This window comes from Streptomyces sp. NPDC057702 (genome assembly GCF_042799315.1).
In the GTDB taxonomy this organism is placed as follows: Bacteria; Actinomycetota; Actinomycetes; order Streptomycetales; family Streptomycetaceae; genus Streptomyces.
On the sequence record NZ_JBHVJC010000020.1, the window covers coordinates 16547 to 33696 of the forward strand.

A 17150-nucleotide genomic window follows, 5' to 3' on the forward strand; every position below is an offset into this window, starting at 1 on the left:
GGCGCCCCAGCACGTCGCTCAGTCGCCGTCAGGTGCGTGTGTGGGTGCCGACCTCGTCGGTGAGCTTGTGGCGGATCTCAGGCGCCGGCGGGGCCGGCCATAGGCACAGGAGGTGCTGTTCCGGTACCGGGTCTCCCTCCTCGGCCCACACATCCCCTCTCTGCGCCGCGGCGTCACGGCCACGCGCATGCACGCGTGCCCGCCACCAGAGGGACTGGTGGTCGGCCGGCAGGGGCAGTTCCTCGACGGAGTCGGCGGTGACGTCGCCGAGGCTGAGCTCCCCGTCGGGTACGTGCAGGCTGACCTCGACGATCTCGTCCCAGCCTGCTCCTCGTAGCGGGGGTTCCTCGCGTGCGATGTGGATGGTGAGGTCCACGTTGCCCCAGGATGTGCCGGTCATGACGCTGGCGTAGGTGCTGGCATCGTTGAGCGCGACCAGTCCGTTACCGCTGGTGAGCATTTCCTCCGTCAGTTCAAGAGGCTCGGAGTCCGGTGTGAACAGCACGTACTGGGAGTGCGAGACGCTGACTCGCAGGTCCCTCTGGTCGGACATCGGTCTCCCTACAAAGATGTGGCGCCGCGGCCCCCGCCCCGTGTGGAGCGGAGACCGCGGCGCGGTGGAAGTGGTGTTCAGATCAAACGGAGACCCAGAAGGCGTCGCGCTCCAGCACGCGCTGCTTGAGGTTGAAAGAGGTCAGCATGCCGCCCTGCTGCCGCTGCTCGCCCGCGGGCACCGCTGCGATCCCGCGGCTCGCCTTCGGGAGCTTGGTGCCGCCCTCATGAGAGCGAGCGAACGGGTACTCGTCGGACTGCTTGCCCTTGCCCGGCTTCATCTTGCCGCACACCGCGCGCCGGTTGGCCTCCGCCTTCTTCTTGTCGGTCAGCCGGTGCAGCGGGCGCCCCGCCCCGTACCGCCCGTAGTGCCCTCCCCTGCCCCGTACGGCTCGATGCGTACCGTACGGAACGGCCGTGCTGACGGTCGGCAACGCCAGCCCGGAAACCGCTCTCGAGGAGCCGGCGGCGGCACCAGCTCCTGCTCGACGCCGACGGCACCGAGCCGATGGGATTCAGTCGCAGGCCTGTTGCGTAGCGGAAACCGGTGCCATGTCGCCACCAGCGGTGATCCGCGTTTCCGAGGTCGCCGCTCGGGCTCGCCCAGGTCGTCCGGGCGTTGGCCGTGCCGTCCTTTTCGGCCTTCCCACGGGAGGGCCGACGCCTGTCCGCGCCGGGGAGAGCTGAGCAATGCGCATACCGGCGACCGGGACGGCTGGCGGCGTCGCCCCCGACGGCGGCGGCTAGGTCTTTCGCATTCCGTCTCGACTCTGCATGCCGCCCATGAGGCTGAACGACTGACGGTAAATCACCAGCTCCTACGCCCGCAGGGCCCTCTTCCGCTGCGAGCGCGAGGGCTGTTGTGCTGGCGAAGGGGCTGGCTTTGGGCGATACCCGGCAGATCCAGGCGGCCGTTCTGGCGCATCCCGAGTCCGATGATCCGGTGCTCCGCCCCACGGACGCCGATGAGCTCGATGAGTTCCGCGCGGAGTACTGTGGGATGTCGTTTTGGTGCGGAGTTCCGCTGGGCGGCTGCGGCGGGCGGCTTCTGACCAGGCGAAGCAATGTCCGCGTCAGCCATTTCGCTCACTTCCCCGACCCCGACGGGCTGCTGCCCGGGTGCGGTCGCCGTTTCCGAGGCGTCGCGAGCGCGGACCACCTGTACGTGCGAGCGGCCACCCAGGCGTGGCTGCGCGGTCAGGGCCACACGCCGCACTACCGCTACGTCGACCACGACAAGACGCCGCTCGGGTCCCTGGTGAAGATCGAAGTGGGCGGGCGCACACTGCTCGTGCCCATGGACCGCGCCATGCCCCCGGACGGGGACGCCGAGGAGGCCGGCGACATCATCCTGGGCCCGGCGTTCCCATCGACCGCCACACCCTGGCGCGTCGGGGCTACGTCAACCGTGTTCGGTTCGTCAGCGAGGGCGACAGGCGGGTCATGATGCTCGGCACGAGCTCCCGCACGTGGGCACCGACTGGGACTTCGGTCTGACGGACTGCACCGTGGATAAGCACGGACGGCTCAGCACCCCCGTCGTCACCCGAGACAGGGCCGCGCGACGACCGCACGGGTTCGCGCGGCACCAGGGCGCTGGGCGCGATCACGGGCACGCCCCGGTCGGCCAGCCACCGCGTGACCTCCAGCTCGTCCCGCTGGCGGCGCCCGAGGGCGGCCAGATCGTCCGGGCGGGGCAGGACGGTGGGAATCCGGGCCACGACCGGCGCGGGCGCCAGGTGGACGACGACGGAGAAGACGTCGTGGAGCACCGTGGGCTCGGTGACGGTCAGGCCGAGTTCACGCCCGGCCGCGACGGCCGCCCCCGTGGCGGCGGCGGTGCGGTCGGCGCGCTGACGGGGGGGGCAGGCAGGTGGTCATGACTCCCTTGTCCTGGTGGAGGGGTGGTGACCCGGTGGTTCAGGGGTGTGGGCCGAGGCCGGGGCGGGGTCAGCACCGGCGGCCGGCGCGCAGCTCCAGGCGCTCGGCCGCGAAGCGCGCGCGGAAGTCGCGATCGTGCGAGACCGCCACCACCGCCCCGGGGTACGCGGCGAGCGCGGCCTGAAGGTCCTCGACCAGGTCGAGTGCGATGTGGTTGGTCGGCTCGTCGAGTACGAGGAGGTCCGCGGGCCGGGTCACCAGGGTCGCGATCCGCAGTCGCCGCCGCTGACCCACGGACAGTGCGGCGACCGGGACGCGCAGGTCCTGCTCCCGGAACAGGCCCAGGGACAGAAGCTGTTCGGCGTACTCCTCCGGCGGTCCGGGCCGTCCGGCGGCGAAGGCGGCCAGCAGCGGCAACCGCGTGGCACGGGCGGGCAGTTCCTGGGCGAGGTAGCCGATCCGGGCGGGGCGGCGCACCGTGCCCGCGTCCGGCTCCAGGTCGCCCGCCAGGACGCGCAACAGCGTCGTCTTGCCCGCGCCGTTCTCCCCCGTGACCAGCAGGCGCTGTCCGGACTCGATCGTGAGGAGCCCGTCCAGTCGCAGCCGCTCCCCCACCCGTACGTCGTCGAGTTCGGCCAGGGTGCCCTCCGTCGGGCCGCCGCCCGCCGACGGCAGCGCGGTGGTGAAGCGCAGCGGTACCGGCGGCTGTGTCACCGGGTGGCGCCGCAGCCAGTCCAGCCGCTCGCGCGCCGAGCGCACCTGTCCGCCGAGCTTGGCGGCGCTGGAGCGGCGGTGCTTGCCGAAGCCCTGCTTCGGGTCGCGGCCGGTGGTGGCCAGCCTCCGGCCCGCGGCCTCCAGCAGTTCCTCCGTACGGGCCACCTCCTCGACCCAGTCCGCGTACCGCTGCTCCGCCCCGCGCCGGGCGGCGGCCCGCGCGGCGCGGTAGCCGGCCCAGCCGTCGCCGTACCGGCGCACGGTGCGCTCGTCCCGGTCGACCTCGAGGATCGTGGTGGCGACGCGCTCCAGGAAGCCACGGTCGTGGGTGACCGCGACGACGGTGCCCCGGTGCGCGCGCAGGTGTCCGTCCAGCCAGCGCACGGCCGTCGCGTCGAGGTGGTTGGTCGGTTCGTCCAACAGCAGCAGCTCGGGGGCGGCGGCCAGGACGCAGGCGAGCGCGAGACGCGCCCGCTCGCCGCCGGACAGTGAGCCGAGCGGGCGCTCGCGGGTGATCCGGCCCAACCCGAGTCCGTGCAGGGCGGCGTCCACGCGGGCGTCCGCCGCGTATCCACCGCGCTCCTCGTACGCGATCAACAGCGCGCCGTACGCGCAGAGTTCCTCGCCCGACGCGTCGGCGAGGGACTCCTCTGCCGCGCGGAGCCTTCGCTCCATGTCGCGCAGTTCGCTCAGCGCGAGGTCGACGGCGTCCCGCACGGTGCGGTCCGCGTCGAGGTCGAGGGTCTGGGCGAGGTGGCCGGTCCCGCCGGGAAAGCGGACGGTGACCTCGCCGGTGTCCGGCGTCTCGGCCGCGGCGAGCAGCCGCAGCACGGTGGACTTGCCGGAACCGTTCTCGCCGATGACGGCGACCTTCTCACCCGGCCGGACGGTGAAGGAGACCTGGTCGAGAACGGTCCGGGTGCCGTACGACTTGGTGACGGACCTGACGGACAGCTGCGCCACGGCAGAGGCGGTGGGCAGGGAGACAGGGGCGCGCTCGCGCATAGGACTTTCCCTGGGCATACGAAGGGTCTACGGGCAGCAGAAACGGCGACAGGGGCCGTGCCCGGACTCAGACGAAGAAAAGGAAAGCCATGGCCTCACCATAACCAGAGGTCGCCGCGCGCCTCAATCCACTTCGCGCCGCGAGACGCGCGTCCCACGCCCCCGCCATGCCGCCACCCCGCTGGCCAGCGGGGTGTGGTGGGGCTTTCGGTGGGGGCGGGCGTGTTCCGGGGGGCTCAGGTTCGGGGTGGGGCGGTGGGGGGAGGGGTGGTGCCCCAGTCGAGGCGGAGGACGGCCACGTCGTCGGAGTGGCGGCCGGCGTTCAGGTCGTGGGTCTGCTTGATGAGGAGGTCGACGTGGACGGCGGGGGGCGCGGGGGGCAGGTTCTCGATGAGGGCCAGCAGTCCTTCGACGCCGAGGCGCTCGCGGCCCGGACCGTTGTGGCCTTCGGTGAGGCCGTCGGTGTACAGGGTGAGGGCGCCGGCGGGCGGGAGGGGGACGGTCGTGGCGGGCCAGCCGTCGAGTTCGGGGACGATGCCCAGGGCGACGCCGTGTGCGGCGGCCAGTTCCCAGGTTCCCTCGGCCGTGGCCAGCAGGGGTTGGTGGTGGCCGGCGAGGTGGAGGGTGGCGGTGGCCGCCCGCTGGTCCAGGGTGAGCAGGGTGCACGTGGCGAACAGGTGGTGACTGCCGCGTTCGGCGATCAGGATGCGCTGCATGAGGCGCAACAGGTCGTCACCCCGGTGGCCGCCCAGCACCAGGGAGCGCCAGGCGATGCGCAGGCACACCCCGAGCGCGGCGGCGTCGGGGCCGTGCCCGCTCACGTCGCCGACGACCGCGTGCAGCAGGCCGTCGTCCCCCTCCACCACGTCGAGGAAGTCGCCGCCCAGCAGGGTCATCTCGGCGCCGGGCAGGTAGCGCGAGGTGACGTGGACCGTGGAGGTGCCCAGCAGCGGCTGGGGCAGCAGACCGCGTTCCAGGCGGGCGTTCTCCTCCGCCCGCAGCCGCGCCGCCTGCGCCTCGGCGCTCGCGCGTTCGGTCTGGCTCCGGTAGACGGCGTACCGCACCGTCCGGTGCAGCAGGTCCGCCTCGACCTTGCCCTTGACGAGGTAGTCCTGAGCGCCGGCGGCCATGGCCTCGGTGCCCGCCTGGGCCTCGGACAGCCCGGTCAGGACGATGACGGCGGTGTGCGGGGCCAGGGCGCGTATCGCGGTGACCGCGTCGGTGCCCGAGGCGTCGGGCAGGTGCAGGTCGAGGAGGATGCAGTCGATCCGGCTGTCGGCCAGTTCGGTGCGGGCCGCGGCCAGCGTGGTCCGTGTGGTCAGCTCGAACCTCAGCCCCGTGTCGGCGAGGAGTTCCTCCACCAGCAGGGCGTCGCCTTCGTCGTCCTCGATCAGCAGGACGCGGTAGAGCGGCTGGTCGGCGGGCGTCCCGTGGACGGCGGTCACCGTCGTGGTCATCGTGTGCGCTCCTCGTCGGAGCGGAGGGTGTCCGTGGTGAGCGGCGCGTCGGCGGCCGGCGGCGGCTCGGGGGCCAGGGTGAAGGTGATCCGCGCGCCGTCGTCGTACGCGGGGTCCACGGCGATGGTGCCACCGTGGAACTCGACGATCTTCTTGCACATGGCGAGGCCGATGCCGCTTCCCGAGTAGGCGTCCTTGGTGTGCAACCGCTGGAAGATCACGAAGACCTTCTCGGCGTACTCGGGCTCGATGCCGATGCCGTTGTCGCTGACGGTGAACCGCCACAGTCCGTCTTCCCGCTCCGCGGTGACGTGGACGCGCGACGCCTGGCCGGGGCGGCGGAACTTGACGGCGTTGCCGATCAGGTTCTGCCAGAGCATGCCCATCTGGGTGGGGTCGGCGACCAGGGTGGGCAACGGCTCGTGGGTGATGGTGGCTTCGGCTTCCTCGATGCCGACACTCAGCGTCGACAGGGTGCGCTCCAGCACCTGTTCCAGGTCGACGCCCTGGTGGGTGTTGTGCAGCCGCCCGACCCGGGAGAAGTCGAGCAGGTCGTTGATGAGGACCTGCATGCGGTTGGCCCCGTCGACCGCGAAGTCGATGTACTGGTCGGCCCGGGAGTCGAGTTGCCCCCCGTAGCGCCGCTGGAGGAGCTGGGTGAAGCTGGAGACCTTGCGCAGCGGTTCCTGGAGGTCGTGGGAGGCCACGTACGCGAACTGCTCCAGTTCGGCGTTGGAGCGCTGGAGGTCCGCGGCCTGGGTGTCCAGGCGTGCGCGCGCCTCCTCGCTGAAGGCCAGCTCCCGCACCAGCCGCTGCCGCATGGAGTCGATCTCCGCGCTGAGACGTCGCAGGTCGGCGGGGCCGGAGGGGTCGATGGGGTGGTCGAAGTCGCCGCCGGCGACCGTACGGGCGTCCGCGCCGAGGCGGTCCAGCGGCCTGGTGATGCCGCGCCGCAGCCCCTCGAAGACGAGGACGGCGAGGGTGAGAATAACCACGCCGATCGCACCGAAGATCCAGTTCCGGACGGCCATCGTGGTCATCAGGTCGTCCCTGGCCTGGGCCTGGTCCGCGCGCAGCCGCCGCTGCTGCTCGCCCAGCGCGGCACGGACCTCGTCGAAGGTGGCCTTGCCGGCAGCCGACCGCTCGGCCGCCAGCCTCGGGGCCGCGCTCGGCGGCGCGTCGGCGACCGGCCGGGCGAACTGCTCCTGCCAGCGGGTCACGGCGTCCCGCACGGTGTCCAGGCCGGCCAGTCCGTCGGGATCGTCCGCCAGGAGCCGCGCCAGCCGGTCCAGGCCCGTCCGCTGGTCGGCGAGGCCCTGCCGGTAGGGCGCGGTGAACTCCGGCGAGCCGGTGATCCCGTAGCCACGGACTCCGGTCTCCTGGTTGAGCACGGCCGACTCCAGGCGGATCGCGGTGGTCAGCGCGGGCGAGCGGACGTCCACGAGGTCCTCGCTGATGGTCGCCGTCCGCGTCAGGACCCACGCGCCCGTCACGCCGAGCACCGCCAGGACGGCCAGGGAGGCGGACACCCCCACGCGAAGCCACCGGCGGGTCGTCCACGTGGACAGCCCGCGTGGGCGCGGCGGTCTCTCCTCGCCGGTCATCTCGTGCGCTCCTCGTCTCGCTGGTCAGCCGCCCCGTGTGTCGGTGAGTGCGGCCAGCACACTGTAGGGGGCGACAACCGTTGTTGTCGCGGGCCTCCTCGGGGGCCTAGGGTGCCAGGCATGCCAGGCAAGAACTTCGACCTGCGGACCTCTTCGCACGAGACAGCCGCCATCGCGGACACGGCGGTGGACGACCTTGCACGGTGCCTGACCCAGCGGCTACTGGAGAGATCCTCGCCACGCTGGACGTCAGGCGGGCTACCGGAGGCCCTGGCCCTGCTCCACGTCCTCGACCACCTCCAGCAGGCGACCGAACGGCTCCAGCGCGAGGCGGCCACGGCCGCGGCCCGCGCCGGAGCCGGCTACCCGCAGCTCGGCTCCGCCTGCGGGATGACCCGCCAAGGCGCTCGGCGCCGCTGGCCGGGTCTTTTCCACCACTCAGACGAGAAACCCACGGAGCACCCGATGATGGCCACCCCCGCCCGTCCCCTCGATGTCCTGCTCGTCGAGGACGACGTCGCCGACGCCATGCTCATCGAGGAGGCTCTCTCCGGGCGCGGAGCCCGCAACCTGGTGCGGGTCACCGACGGGGTCGCCGCGCTGGAGCACCTGCGTGCCCCGGACACCGCGCGGCCCGACCTGATCGTCCTCGACCTGAACATGCCCCGGATGAACGGTCGGGAGCTGTTGCGCATCCTCAAGTCCGACGAGGACCTGCAGACCATCCCCGTGGTGGTGCTCACCACCTCCACCGCCCCGGACGACGTGACCAGCGCGTACAGCAGCCACGCCAACGCCTATGTGACCAAGCCCGTCAACCTTGAGGAGTTCGAGCGGGCCGTCCAGAGCATCGACGCCTTCTACCTGGACACCGCCGCCCGTCCCCGGCCCTGACCGGCGGGGTGCGGGCCCGTTCGCGGGGCCCGCACCGTCGCGGTGCGCCTCACCGGGTGGCGGTGCGCCTCACCGGGTGGTGGTGTGGGTCACGCGCAGCGGCCCGTGGGGCGGGTGCGCGTGACGATGCCGCTGATACCCGTCGTCGCGTCCTGCCAGACGACCTGGCTGCCGGTCAGGGCCACGGCGGGGGCCTGTTCGCCCCGGTTGCAGGAGACCCGGCCCCGGTAGGTCCTCGGGTCGTCGGGGGCGCCGGCGGCGGCGAACTGGTGGAGCTTGGGGACGGTGTCGTTGCGGATCTCGGCGTCGGGGACGTAGCTGCCCACCGTCACGCTGTCCGCGGAGACGGTCAGGGCGTAGGCGTTCAGGGCGTGGGGCCCGGTCTGTGGGCTGAGGTCGACGATGTCGGAGCCGTCGAGCCGGGCGCGGCGCAGGGCTGTCGCGCCGGTGAGCCGGTCGTCGTCCAGGAGCCAGAAGACGTGGGTGCCGTTGATGTCGGTGGGGCCCAGGCGGGTGCCGGGCGCGGCGCGTTGGATGATCGTGTCCTCGCCGGTGGCGACGTCGCGCAGGTGGGTGGTCCACTCGTACTCGGCGGCGCGTACCCGTCGCTTGTCCTGGTAGGCGATCTTTCCGTGGCTCAGCGACGGGGTGTACGCCTGGTGGGAGGTGCCGCCGCCGACGGTCACCTTGGCCAGCGGGTCGCGCAGGCTCAGATAGGCCACTCCCTGGCGTCCGCCGTGGTTGGAGTAGCCGAAGGTGACGGTGTCGCCGTCGACGTCCATGGCCGAGCTCGCGCCCCGGCCGCGCCACAGCTTCTTCACCGGTCCGCCGGCGATCGGCCTGGCCAGCACCTCGGCGCCGCCGCCGGTGCCGTACGCCTGCCAGACCACGGTGGTGCCGTCGGTGACCGGGTTGACGTGGTAGCGGCCGTCGTTGGGGCTCAGTGGCTTCGGTGACCCCGTGCCGTCGCCGCGCCCGGCCCAGACCGAGTAGGGCTCCGAGCCGTCCTCGTTGGACCTGGACGCCACCCACCAGCCGCCGCCCCCGCCCAGGTTCGTGTCGTAGGTGTTGACGCGGTCCAGGAGGACGTCGGAGTCGATGCCCAGGGCCGACTCCCAGCCGGGGACGATGCCGTGGGCGGTGAAGGCCCGCTGGAGCGCCCGCTGGTCGGCGGCCGGGACGCCCAGGTCCACGGCCGCGGCCAGGATCGCGGTCCGGCCCTCGGTGAAGCCGTCCAGCGGTGTCAGGTACTGGGTCAGCGCCCGGTAGACGATCCGGTCGGTGAGGGCGGCGCCGAGTTCCTCGCGGACGTCCCACAGGGCGCCGCCGAAGATGGTCGAGTTCAGGTGGACGCCGCCGTTGTCGGTGCCGAAGCCGACGCCGAGGTAGGAGCCGGTCGTGGTGCGCCCGTCGTTGAGGTCGCGCAGGGCGCACTCGCGTGGCCCCTTGGTCCGGCACAGCCGCTCGCCCAGCAGGCCCGAGTCGGGGTCCGAGACCGGGATGTCGTACGCGTCGGCCTCGACGGCGTTGCCGAAGTAGTCGGCGATCGCCTCGTTCAGGGCCCCGGACTGGCCGGCGTAGACGAGGTTGGCGGTGTGCTGGATCACGCCGTGCGTCATCTCGTGGCCGACGACGTCCAGAGCGGCGGACAGCGGCCGGAACTCCTGGTCACCGATGCCGTACACCATCTTGTCGCCGTCCCAGAAGGCGTTGACGTAGCCGCCGCTGTAGTCGGCGACACCCACCAGGGAGTCGATGGTCATGCCGTGGCCGTCGAGGCTGTTCCGGCCGTGCTTGTCGTGGAAGTAGTCGTAGACCCTGGCGGCGGCCCAGTGCGCGTCCACGGCGCCCGCGTTGGTGGCCTCGAAGGGGAAGGCCGGGGTCGGCGCGCCGTAGACGGCCAGCTCCGGGGGCCACTGGCCGGACACCTCGGTGGGGGTCTTGCCGCGCGCGTCCCAGGTGGCCAGGGAGCCGTAGTTCTCGGGGATGCGGGTGCGGTCGCGCAGCGCGTACACCTCGCGGTAGGCCTCGTACTCCACTTCCAGCGCGACGCCCTGCCCGTCCAGCTTGACGCCGAAGCCGCGTTCGGTGGCGCGGGCGCGTCGGGGCGCGGGCTGGGGCGCCGGCCGGCCGGTGGCGCGGGGCGCGTCGAACGTCCTGATACCGCTGTACTGGAGGACGGGGTAGCCGGCTCGCGCGTCGACGTAGACCTCGCGCAGGACCGGCCCGCCGTTCGCCGGGTCGGTGCCGCGCACGGTGACCTGCCGGGTCAGGACGCCCGCGCCGTTGGGCAGGACGACCAGGCCGCGCACGGTGCCGGTCAGCGGGGGCGGGTCGGCCTCGTCGGCCACGGGTGCGCGGCTGGCGAAGCGCCGCTCGGCCAGGTCGGCGGCGACGGCGTCCACCGCACGCTCGACGGCGAGTTCCTCGCTGACCTGGGGCGTGGTGTCGGCGCGCACCTCGGTGAAGTACCGGCCCGAGGTGCCGGTGACGACGCGCTCGCCGGCGCGCTGGGCCATGCGGACGAGGTACTGCCCGCCCAGCACGGGGACGCCCCGGTGGCGCTGCTGGAACCGGACGACCTCCTGGTCGCCCGTCGTGCTGGTGTCCAGTGGCACCAGGTCGCGGCGCGGGTGGGCGATGCGGTACCGGTCGCGTGCGCCGTCCAGGTGGGCGCGGGCCGCCTCGGCTGGAGTGGAGGCGGCCGGGGCCGCCTCCCGGATGCCCCGCACCAGGGCCGGGGTGCGGGTGTGCTGGCCGGCGACCACCTCGGCCGGCGGTGGCGGGGCCGGCGCCGCCACGGCGCTGGCGGGCAGCGCGGGGACGACGAGCGCGGCGACGCTCAGCAGCGCCGCCGCACCCGGTATCCCGCCCGCTCGCGCCCGGCGACCAGCACGGCGGCCGACGGATCTGCGGTCGCTGCCTCTTCTCGGGTGACGCGCGGTCATACGACTCCCTCCCTCGCGCCGACGGCCGAACGCCACCGGCAAGGGGCCATCGAAGCGGCGGCGGGCCGCGCCAGCAATGACGCGGGCGCCGACACGGACGACATCCGGCCGGCCGGCCAACGGCCCCGCGCTGAGCGCGAGTTCGTGACGCCGAGGTCCGGGGCGAAGGCGCCTGGGCGCAGGGCGCGCGGGTGGTTCGCGCGGTGCGGGCCGGCATCCTGGGCGGTCGCGTGGACGCCTACCGCGCGGTCCCGGCCGCGCCCGAGGGAGCACTCCCGTGGTCCGTCGGCCGGGACCGGGTGGGCCCGCCGGCCGCCTCGCCCGGCCCCCGGCGGGCGGCCGGCGCGGCCGGCTCGTGGGCCAGCTCCTCGGCTGGTCGGGGCGCCCGGCGTCGGCGGAGGTGGCGGGCTCCCTCGACGACGCCGCTGAGCGCGCACGCGAGTCCCAGGCCGACCCCGAGCGCCGTCAGGGCGCTGTCCCGGAACAGGGCGCCGCCGACGTACCCGATCAGCACCGTGTACGCGCTCCAGCACGTCGCGGCGAGACCGGTGAACAGGGCGTACCGGCGCGGCGGGTAGCCGACCACGCCGGCCGACAGGGTCACCAGGTAGCGGCCGACGGGGACGAAGCGGGACGCCATCAGGGTGTAGCCGCCCCGCGAGGCCAGCTCCCGGGCGATCCAGTCGTGCGTCCGGCGGCGTCTGGTCCCGGCGGCGAGGCGGGCGCGCAGCCGGTCGGCGGTCAGCCGGCCGAGCGCGTACGGGATCAGGTCGCCCAGGAACGCGCCGAGCGCGGTGGCCGCGACGCACGGGAGGAACGCGGTGTCGCCGGCCGCCGCGGAGACGCCCGCGGCGATGACCACCGGTTCGCTCGGCACCAGCGGCAGGAAGGAGTCGAGCAGCGAGACGACGACGAGCACCAGATACAACCACGGCGAGGTGGCCAGCGACGCGGCCAGCTCCATCCAGTCGATCACCGCGGGTCCTCCGGGTGGCGCGCGGGGGCCGGTGACGGCCGCGACTCCCCGGCCGGGCCCCGGTCTGCGGCGCCGGCCCCGGCCGGAGGACGCCCAGCTTGGGCCTGCCCGGGCGGGGTGCGCTCGCGCGCGGCGCGGGCTCCGGCCATCGCCGGGGCCCCGTCGGCGGAGTAGCACAGGTCGAGGTTGGCCGCGGAGCGCTCGGCACGCGGCGTGGCGCGGCGGACCAGGCCCGCCTCGTACGCGGCGAGCGCGTCCGCGTCGCGGGGCCCGTGGGCGGCGACGGTCAGGGCGAGTTCGACGGCGTCCTCCAGCGCCCCGTTGGCTCCCTCGCCGGCGAACGGCGACATGAGGTGCGCCGCGTCGCCGAGCAGTGTGACGCCGGGCACCGGGGCCCAGCTCAGCCCGACCGGGAGCGTCAGCAGGGGGCGGGGCAGGAAGACGTCGTCTCCGTGGCGGAGGAGGTCGGTCAGCTCCGGCGCCCAGTCCGTGAAGCGCCCCAGCAGCAGGCGGCGTATCCGGTCGGGCCGCGCTGTGCGGATGCCCGAGCGGTCGAGCCAGTCCTCGGGGACGCGGAGGCCGACGTAGACACGGAGCGAGCCGTCACCGTTGCGCTGGGCCATCAGGGACTTGCCGTCCTGGAAGGCGAACAGGCTGCCGGGGCCGACCAGTTGGGACAGCGCGGGTCGCCGACGGTCGACGTCGGCCACGCGGGTCTCCACGAAGGTGACGCCGGTGTAGCGGGGCGTGGCGGGGCTGACCAGCGGGCGGACCCTGGACCAGGCGCCGTCGGCCCCCACCAGCAGGTCGCAGGTGCGGACAGCGCCGTTGTCGAAGTGCAGCCGGTGTCGGCCGTCGCCCAGCGGGACGGCGCGGTCCAGGCCGTGCCCCCAGTGGACGGTCCCCGGCGTCAGCGAGTCCAGCAACAGGTCACGCAGGTCGCTCCGGTCGATCTCGGGCTCCGCCGCGTCGGCCGTGGCCCGGGTCTCGTGCCGGTGGACGGTGCCCGCCTTGTCGACCAGCCGGGTGTCCTGGCCCTCGGGCCGGGCGGCGGCCTGGTACCGCGCGCTCAGGCCGGCCTCGCGCAGGGCGCGTTGGCCCGAGTCGACGTGGAGGTCCAGACTGCCGCCCTGGGGGCGGGCGTCGCGGAAGGCGTCGCGCTCGTAGACGGTGGCGACCACGCCCCGGGTCTGGAGCACGCGGGCCAGGGCGAGCCCACCGGGCCCACCCCCGATGACGGCGATACGCGGGGCGGCCCGCACCGCACGGGACAACGACATGACGGGTTCCTCTTCTCTTCCTCGGGTGAGGACGGCTCGGGTAGCTCTCGCATGGGTGGTGATCGCATGGGTGGCTGACGCACGGGTGGCTGACGCACGGGTGGTGGTCGCTGGGTGGCTGACGCACGGGGGGTGTCGCCTGGGTGGTGGTCGTCGGCGCGCGGGGCGGTGGCCGCCTGTTTCGGGCGCGGCTGTGTCGGGCGTGGGCGTGGGGTGGGTGGTCGCTGGCGCGGGTGCCGCCGGGTCGGGCGCGCCCGTGGTGGTCGTTCGCGTCGCGAACGCTCGCGCCGTGACGGCCTCCGCCTGCCGCCGCCTGGCCCCGGCGTGGCCGAGCCCGCACGGGGGGCATGGCACACGCGGCTGGCACACGCGGCGCACGTGGGGAGCGGGCCCGGGGAGACCGGGGGGCGGTGCGTGTACGGGGGCGGCGTATCGCGTACGAGAGGGTGGGGCGTGGCGTCGTGAGGGCTGGGCACGTGGGGGCCGGCCCGGCGCGGGCGGAGGTGGCGCGGTGGGGCCGGCCCGCCCGGCGGTCACGGGATGCGGGGCGGCGGGGCTCGCGGTGGGTGGGGGCGGGGTGCCCGGGGTGGGGCGCGGTCGGATGGGGTGGGGGCTGGGCGGGTCAGTGAGGGGCGGGGAGGGCGGCGACCATGGCCGGGAGGAGTGCGGGCGTGGTGGCCAGGAAGTCGTCGCTGGCCAGCGACCAGGGGCGGCCCCGGGTGTCGGTGACCGTGCCGCCGGCCTCCGCGACCAGCAGCGCGCCCGCCAGCAGGCCCGAACGCACGTCGCTGTACTGCCAGAACGCGTCCGTGCGGCCGGCCGCGACGTGGATCAGCTGGAGCGTGGCGGGCACCGAGACCCGGGCCACCAGCGCGTGCCGCAGCAGGGCGGCGTAGGAGGCGCCGATCCGGTCCAGGGTCTCCTGGTCCTCGCCCGGCATGGCCTGGCCGGTGCCCACGTAGGCGCCGTCCAGTCGGGTCTTGGCCGAGACGCGCAGGCGCGCCCCGTTGAGGTGGGCGCCGCCGCCGCGTACGGCCGTGTACGTGTCGGCGGTCAGCGGCTGGTACACCGCCGCCACCACGGGCCGGTCGTCGCGCACCAGCGTGGCGGTCACGGCCCAGTCCGTCAGGCCGTGGACGTGGTTGATGTTGCCCTCGACCGCGTCGGTGACCCACCACTCGCCGGCGGGCAGGGGCCCGCGCTCCAACTCGTCCTCGACCCACCCCGCCTGGGGCCGCGCGGCGCACAGCGCCTGGCGCAGGAACCGCAGGGACGCCGCGTCGTTGCGGTGCAGCGCGGCGATCACCTCCGGCAGCCCGGCGGGCCGGGCGTGCGGGGTGAAACGGGCGCTGACCTCGGCGCCCGCGGCGCGCACCGCCGCGACCACTTCGGTCAACAGCGCGGAATCCGTGGGCAGTTGGTCGGTACCGTCGTCACGGGCCGGGGCCGGTTGGCCGCTCGGGGACAGGGTCATGGTCGCCTCGATTCTCGTCGTACGCCCGGTGCCGGCGGGCCACTTCGTCGGCGCTCACCACGCTAGAAAGACGCTGGATTGACGTCAAATGCAAGTTCGTGACGCCTAGGATGACTGTCATGCAACTGGATTTGAATCTGCTGACCGCCCTGGACGCGCTCCTGGAGGAGGGCAGCGTGACCGGGGCCGCCGATCGACTCCAGCTCACCGCGCCGGCGGTGAGCCGTGCGCTGGGGCGCCTCCGTCGTGTGACGGGTGATCAGATTCTGGTGAGGACCGGCCGCACGATGACGCTCACCCCCCGGGCCCTGGCGATGCGCGCGGAGGTCCATCGGCTCGTCCAGCAGGCGCACGCGGTCCTCGCGCCCGATCCGGAGCTGGAACTGGGCACGCTGGAGCGGACGTTCACCCTGCAGGCGCACGACGCGATCACGCACGTCATCGGGCCGGGTCTGCTCGCCGCGGTCCGGGAACAGGCACCCGGTGTGCGTCTGCGCGTCCTGGCCGAGGCGCCGACGGACACCAGCGAGTTGCGACACGGGCAGGTGGACCTGGCGATCAGCGCGGCCCGGCCGAACCCACCGGACGTGCGTCACGAACGCGCGACCCAGGACCGGCTGGTCGTCGCCGTCGGGCCGCGCTCGCGGGTGGGCGCGACGCTCACTCTCGACCAGTACGTCGCGGCCGACCACGTCACCGTCTCCCGCCGGGGCCGGCTGCGCGACCCCGTGGACGACCTGTTGGCGGCGCGGGGCCTGACGCGTCGGGTCGTCGCGGCCGTCCCCACCAGCACCGCCGCGCTGCGCATCGCCCAGCACGGGGACGTCCTGGTCGCGGTGCCCGCGCACATCGCCAGCCCGCTGGCCGACGGCCTCGGGCTGCGCCTGCTCCCGCTGCCCTTCGACACGGAACCGGTTCCGGTGTACGTCGCCTGGCACCAGCGCTACGACGACGACCGCGCCCACGCGTGGCTGCGCGGCCTGGTGCGGGCGGCGCTGCGGGAGGCGACGGGTTCCGACGGCCCCCCGGCGACCGGCCCCGAGTAGCCCCGGCTGGCGCCTGTTCGCGTTCGTGTCGGCGCGTTCGGCGAGGGACGGTAGATGGCAGGAAGGGGTTTCCGCGCCGTGCGGGAGCGCGGCGCCCCCGTGTCTGCGCCCGCCGGGCGCGTACACGACGGTTCTTCCTGGTCACCGGCGTGATCGAGGCGACCGCTACCGCGGCGCGCGAGCCTTGTCGGCCTGCGGGCCTGGCTCCGACGGCCGCCGCGCGCCCGTCCGTGGGGGCCGGGAAGGGCCGGCCGGGCGGGAGTTCGCGGCCGGCCTTCGGCGGGTCACCCGCGTGCGGCCGTGGCGTCCTTGTCTCGCCCCACCCGATGCAGCAGCATGCTCGGATGCGCGCTTCCCTCAACATCCCGAACTTCGGAGACTTCGCCGACGTCCGCACGGTGGCCCGGGTCGCCGGGGCGGCGGAGGAGGCCGGCTGGGACGGCCTGTTCGTCTGGGATCACGTGGTGCACGAGAAGGCCCGGCGCCGCGCCTTCGCCGACCCCTGGATGCTGCTGACCGCCGCCGCGCTGGCCACCTCGCGGATCAGGCTGGGCACCATGGTCACCCCGGTGGCCCGCCGTCGCCCGCAACAACTGGCCCGTCAGGTGGCCACCCTGGACGTGCTCAGCGGCGGCCGGGTGACCCTGGGCGTGGGCCTGGGCGGGCCGATCGAGGACGAGTACGGCAGCTTCGGCGAACCCACCGACCCCCGGGTGCTGGCCGAACGCCTGGACGAGGGTCTGGAGCTGGTGGCCCGCTACTGGTCGGGCGAGGAGGTCACCCACCACGGCCGGCACTTCACCGCCGAGGAGGTGGCCCTGCTGCCCGCGCCGGTGCAGCGGCCCCGGGTGCCGGTCTGGGTGGCCGGCTACTGGCCACGCCGCGCGCCGATGCGCCGGGCCGCCCGCTGGGACGGGGCCGTGCCGCTGTTCGCCTCGGCCGACCACGGGCGGGCCCCGGCCGTCGAGGAGGTCCGCGACCTGGTCGCGTACGTGAGCGCGGAGCGCGGCGAGCGCCGGGCGGAGCCCTTCGAGTTCGTCGTGGGCGGCATCAGCCCGGGCGATCCGGCGCGCGCCCGCGACGTGCTCGCCCCGCTGCGGGACGCGGGCGCCACCTGGTGGGACGAGCGGCACCTGATCGACGGCGAGGTGGACCGGGTCGCCCCGGTGATGCGCCGTATCGAGCAGGGCCCGCCACGGCTCTAGCCCCCGACCCACCCCGCTCCCTCGTCCGACGCGCGGGCCGGCCGGCGCCCGGCGGACGTTTCACCGCAGGCCGACCGCCGTTCACACGCCGCTGGTGAGATGCCTGGCGCGTGA

General features: G+C 74.2%; 14 protein-coding genes. 5 read left to right on the forward strand and 9 right to left on the reverse strand.

Going from position 1 to position 17150, the window contains the following annotated elements:
* Positions 1-28 precede the first annotated feature (28 nt).
* On the reverse strand, positions 29-553 hold the full coding sequence (locus tag ACFVFR_RS16975; protein WP_383702199.1) for a hypothetical protein: 525 nt from the start codon (positions 551-553) through the stop codon (positions 29-31).
* A gap of 82 nt (positions 554-635) precedes the next feature.
* Positions 636-986 (reverse strand): NucA/NucB deoxyribonuclease domain-containing protein, encoded by a 351-nt coding sequence (locus tag ACFVFR_RS16980; protein ID WP_383702201.1) that lies wholly within the window; start codon positions 984-986, stop codon positions 636-638.
* 428 nt (positions 987-1414) lie between these two features.
* Here ACFVFR_RS16980 and ACFVFR_RS16985 point away from each other — a divergent pair, with 428 nt between their 5' ends.
* Together ACFVFR_RS16985 and ACFVFR_RS16990 are read left to right on the forward strand one after the other, a co-directional pair.
* Positions 1415-1999: a hypothetical protein gene (locus ACFVFR_RS16985; RefSeq protein WP_383702203.1), complete on the forward strand. Its 585-nt coding sequence runs from the start codon at positions 1415-1417 to the stop codon at positions 1997-1999.
* A gap of 22 nt (positions 2000-2021) precedes the next feature.
* A complete protein-coding gene (locus ACFVFR_RS16990; RefSeq protein WP_383702205.1) occupies positions 2022-2435 on the forward strand; it encodes a hypothetical protein in 414 nt (137 codons plus the stop codon).
* Between the two features lie 67 nt (positions 2436-2502).
* Here ACFVFR_RS16990 and abc-f read toward each other — a convergent pair whose 3' ends face one another.
* The 3 genes from abc-f to ACFVFR_RS17005 all read right to left on the reverse strand — a co-directional run bounded on the left by abc-f (position 2503) and on the right by ACFVFR_RS17005 (position 7213).
* Positions 2503-4152, reverse strand: coding sequence for a ribosomal protection-like ABC-F family protein (gene abc-f, locus ACFVFR_RS16995; protein ID WP_383702207.1), 1650 nt, complete (start codon positions 4150-4152; stop codon positions 2503-2505).
* A 236-nt stretch (positions 4153-4388) separates the two neighbouring features.
* The gene (locus ACFVFR_RS17000; protein WP_383702209.1) at positions 4389-5609 is read right to left on the reverse strand and encodes a PP2C family protein-serine/threonine phosphatase; all 1221 of its coding nucleotides are present in this window, start codon (positions 5607-5609) and stop codon (positions 4389-4391) included.
* Complete coding sequence (locus tag ACFVFR_RS17005; RefSeq protein ID WP_383702211.1) at positions 5606-7213, reverse strand: CHASE3 domain-containing protein; 1608 nt, start codon at positions 7211-7213, stop codon at positions 5606-5608. Before ACFVFR_RS17005 ends, ACFVFR_RS17000 begins: the two co-directional genes overlap by 4 nt.
* 120 nt (positions 7214-7333) lie before the next feature.
* Here ACFVFR_RS17005 and ACFVFR_RS17010 point away from each other — a divergent pair, with 120 nt between their 5' ends.
* Positions 7334-8107: a response regulator gene (locus tag ACFVFR_RS17010; protein WP_383702213.1), complete on the forward strand. Its 774-nt coding sequence runs from the start codon at positions 7334-7336 to the stop codon at positions 8105-8107.
* An 89-nt stretch (positions 8108-8196) separates the two neighbouring features.
* Here ACFVFR_RS17010 and ACFVFR_RS17015 read toward each other — a convergent pair whose 3' ends face one another.
* The 4 genes from ACFVFR_RS17015 to ACFVFR_RS17030 form a co-directional block, all read right to left on the reverse strand.
* On the reverse strand, positions 8197-11055 hold the full coding sequence (locus ACFVFR_RS17015; RefSeq protein WP_383702215.1) for a M4 family metallopeptidase: 2859 nt from the start codon (positions 11053-11055) through the stop codon (positions 8197-8199).
* A gap of 238 nt (positions 11056-11293) precedes the next feature.
* The gene (locus ACFVFR_RS17020) at positions 11294-12031 is read right to left on the reverse strand and encodes a DedA family protein (RefSeq protein WP_383702217.1); all 738 of its coding nucleotides are present in this window, start codon (positions 12029-12031) and stop codon (positions 11294-11296) included.
* A complete protein-coding gene (locus ACFVFR_RS17025) occupies positions 12028-13311 on the reverse strand; it encodes an FAD-dependent oxidoreductase (protein WP_383702219.1) in 1284 nt (427 codons plus the stop codon). The genes ACFVFR_RS17020 and ACFVFR_RS17025 overlap by 4 nt, the downstream gene beginning before the upstream one ends.
* Before the next feature lie 622 nt (positions 13312-13933).
* A complete protein-coding gene (locus ACFVFR_RS17030) occupies positions 13934-14785 on the reverse strand; it encodes an inositol monophosphatase family protein (RefSeq protein WP_383702221.1) in 852 nt (283 codons plus the stop codon).
* Between the two features lie 119 nt (positions 14786-14904).
* On the opposite strand from ACFVFR_RS17030, the gene ACFVFR_RS17035 reads away from it, so the two are divergent.
* Positions 14905-15831: a LysR family transcriptional regulator gene (locus tag ACFVFR_RS17035; protein ID WP_383702223.1), complete on the forward strand. Its 927-nt coding sequence runs from the start codon at positions 14905-14907 to the stop codon at positions 15829-15831.
* Between the two features lie 344 nt (positions 15832-16175).
* Positions 16176-17036 (forward strand): LLM class flavin-dependent oxidoreductase, encoded by an 861-nt coding sequence (locus ACFVFR_RS17040; protein ID WP_383702225.1) that lies wholly within the window; start codon positions 16176-16178, stop codon positions 17034-17036.
* Positions 17037-17150 lie beyond the last annotated feature (114 nt).

Excerpts from the sequence above, each read along its gene's own strand:
- ACFVFR_RS17015 (WP_383702215.1), bottom strand. The coding sequence starts at position 11,055 with ATGACCGCGCGTCACCCGAGAAGAGGCAGCGACCGCAGATCCGTCGGC.
- ACFVFR_RS16975 (WP_383702199.1), bottom strand. The coding sequence starts at position 553 with ATGTCCGACCAGAGGGACCTGCGAGTCAGCGTCTCGCACTCCCAGTAC.
- ACFVFR_RS17030 (WP_383702221.1), bottom strand. The coding sequence starts at position 14,785 with ATGACCCTGTCCCCGAGCGGCCAACCGGCCCCGGCCCGTGACGACGGT.
- ACFVFR_RS17010 (WP_383702213.1), top strand. The coding sequence starts at position 7,334 with ATGCCAGGCAAGAACTTCGACCTGCGGACCTCTTCGCACGAGACAGCC.
- ACFVFR_RS17000 (WP_383702209.1), bottom strand. The coding sequence starts at position 5,609 with ATGACCACGACGGTGACCGCCGTCCACGGGACGCCCGCCGACCAGCCG.
- abc-f (WP_383702207.1), bottom strand. The coding sequence starts at position 4,152 with ATGCGCGAGCGCGCCCCTGTCTCCCTGCCCACCGCCTCTGCCGTGGCG.
- ACFVFR_RS17025 (WP_383702219.1), bottom strand. The coding sequence starts at position 13,311 with ATGTCGTTGTCCCGTGCGGTGCGGGCCGCCCCGCGTATCGCCGTCATC.
- ACFVFR_RS17040 (WP_383702225.1), top strand. The coding sequence starts at position 16,176 with ATGCGCGCTTCCCTCAACATCCCGAACTTCGGAGACTTCGCCGACGTC.
- ACFVFR_RS17005 (WP_383702211.1), bottom strand. The coding sequence starts at position 7,213 with ATGACCGGCGAGGAGAGACCGCCGCGCCCACGCGGGCTGTCCACGTGG.
- ACFVFR_RS17035 (WP_383702223.1), top strand. The coding sequence starts at position 14,905 with ATGCAACTGGATTTGAATCTGCTGACCGCCCTGGACGCGCTCCTGGAG.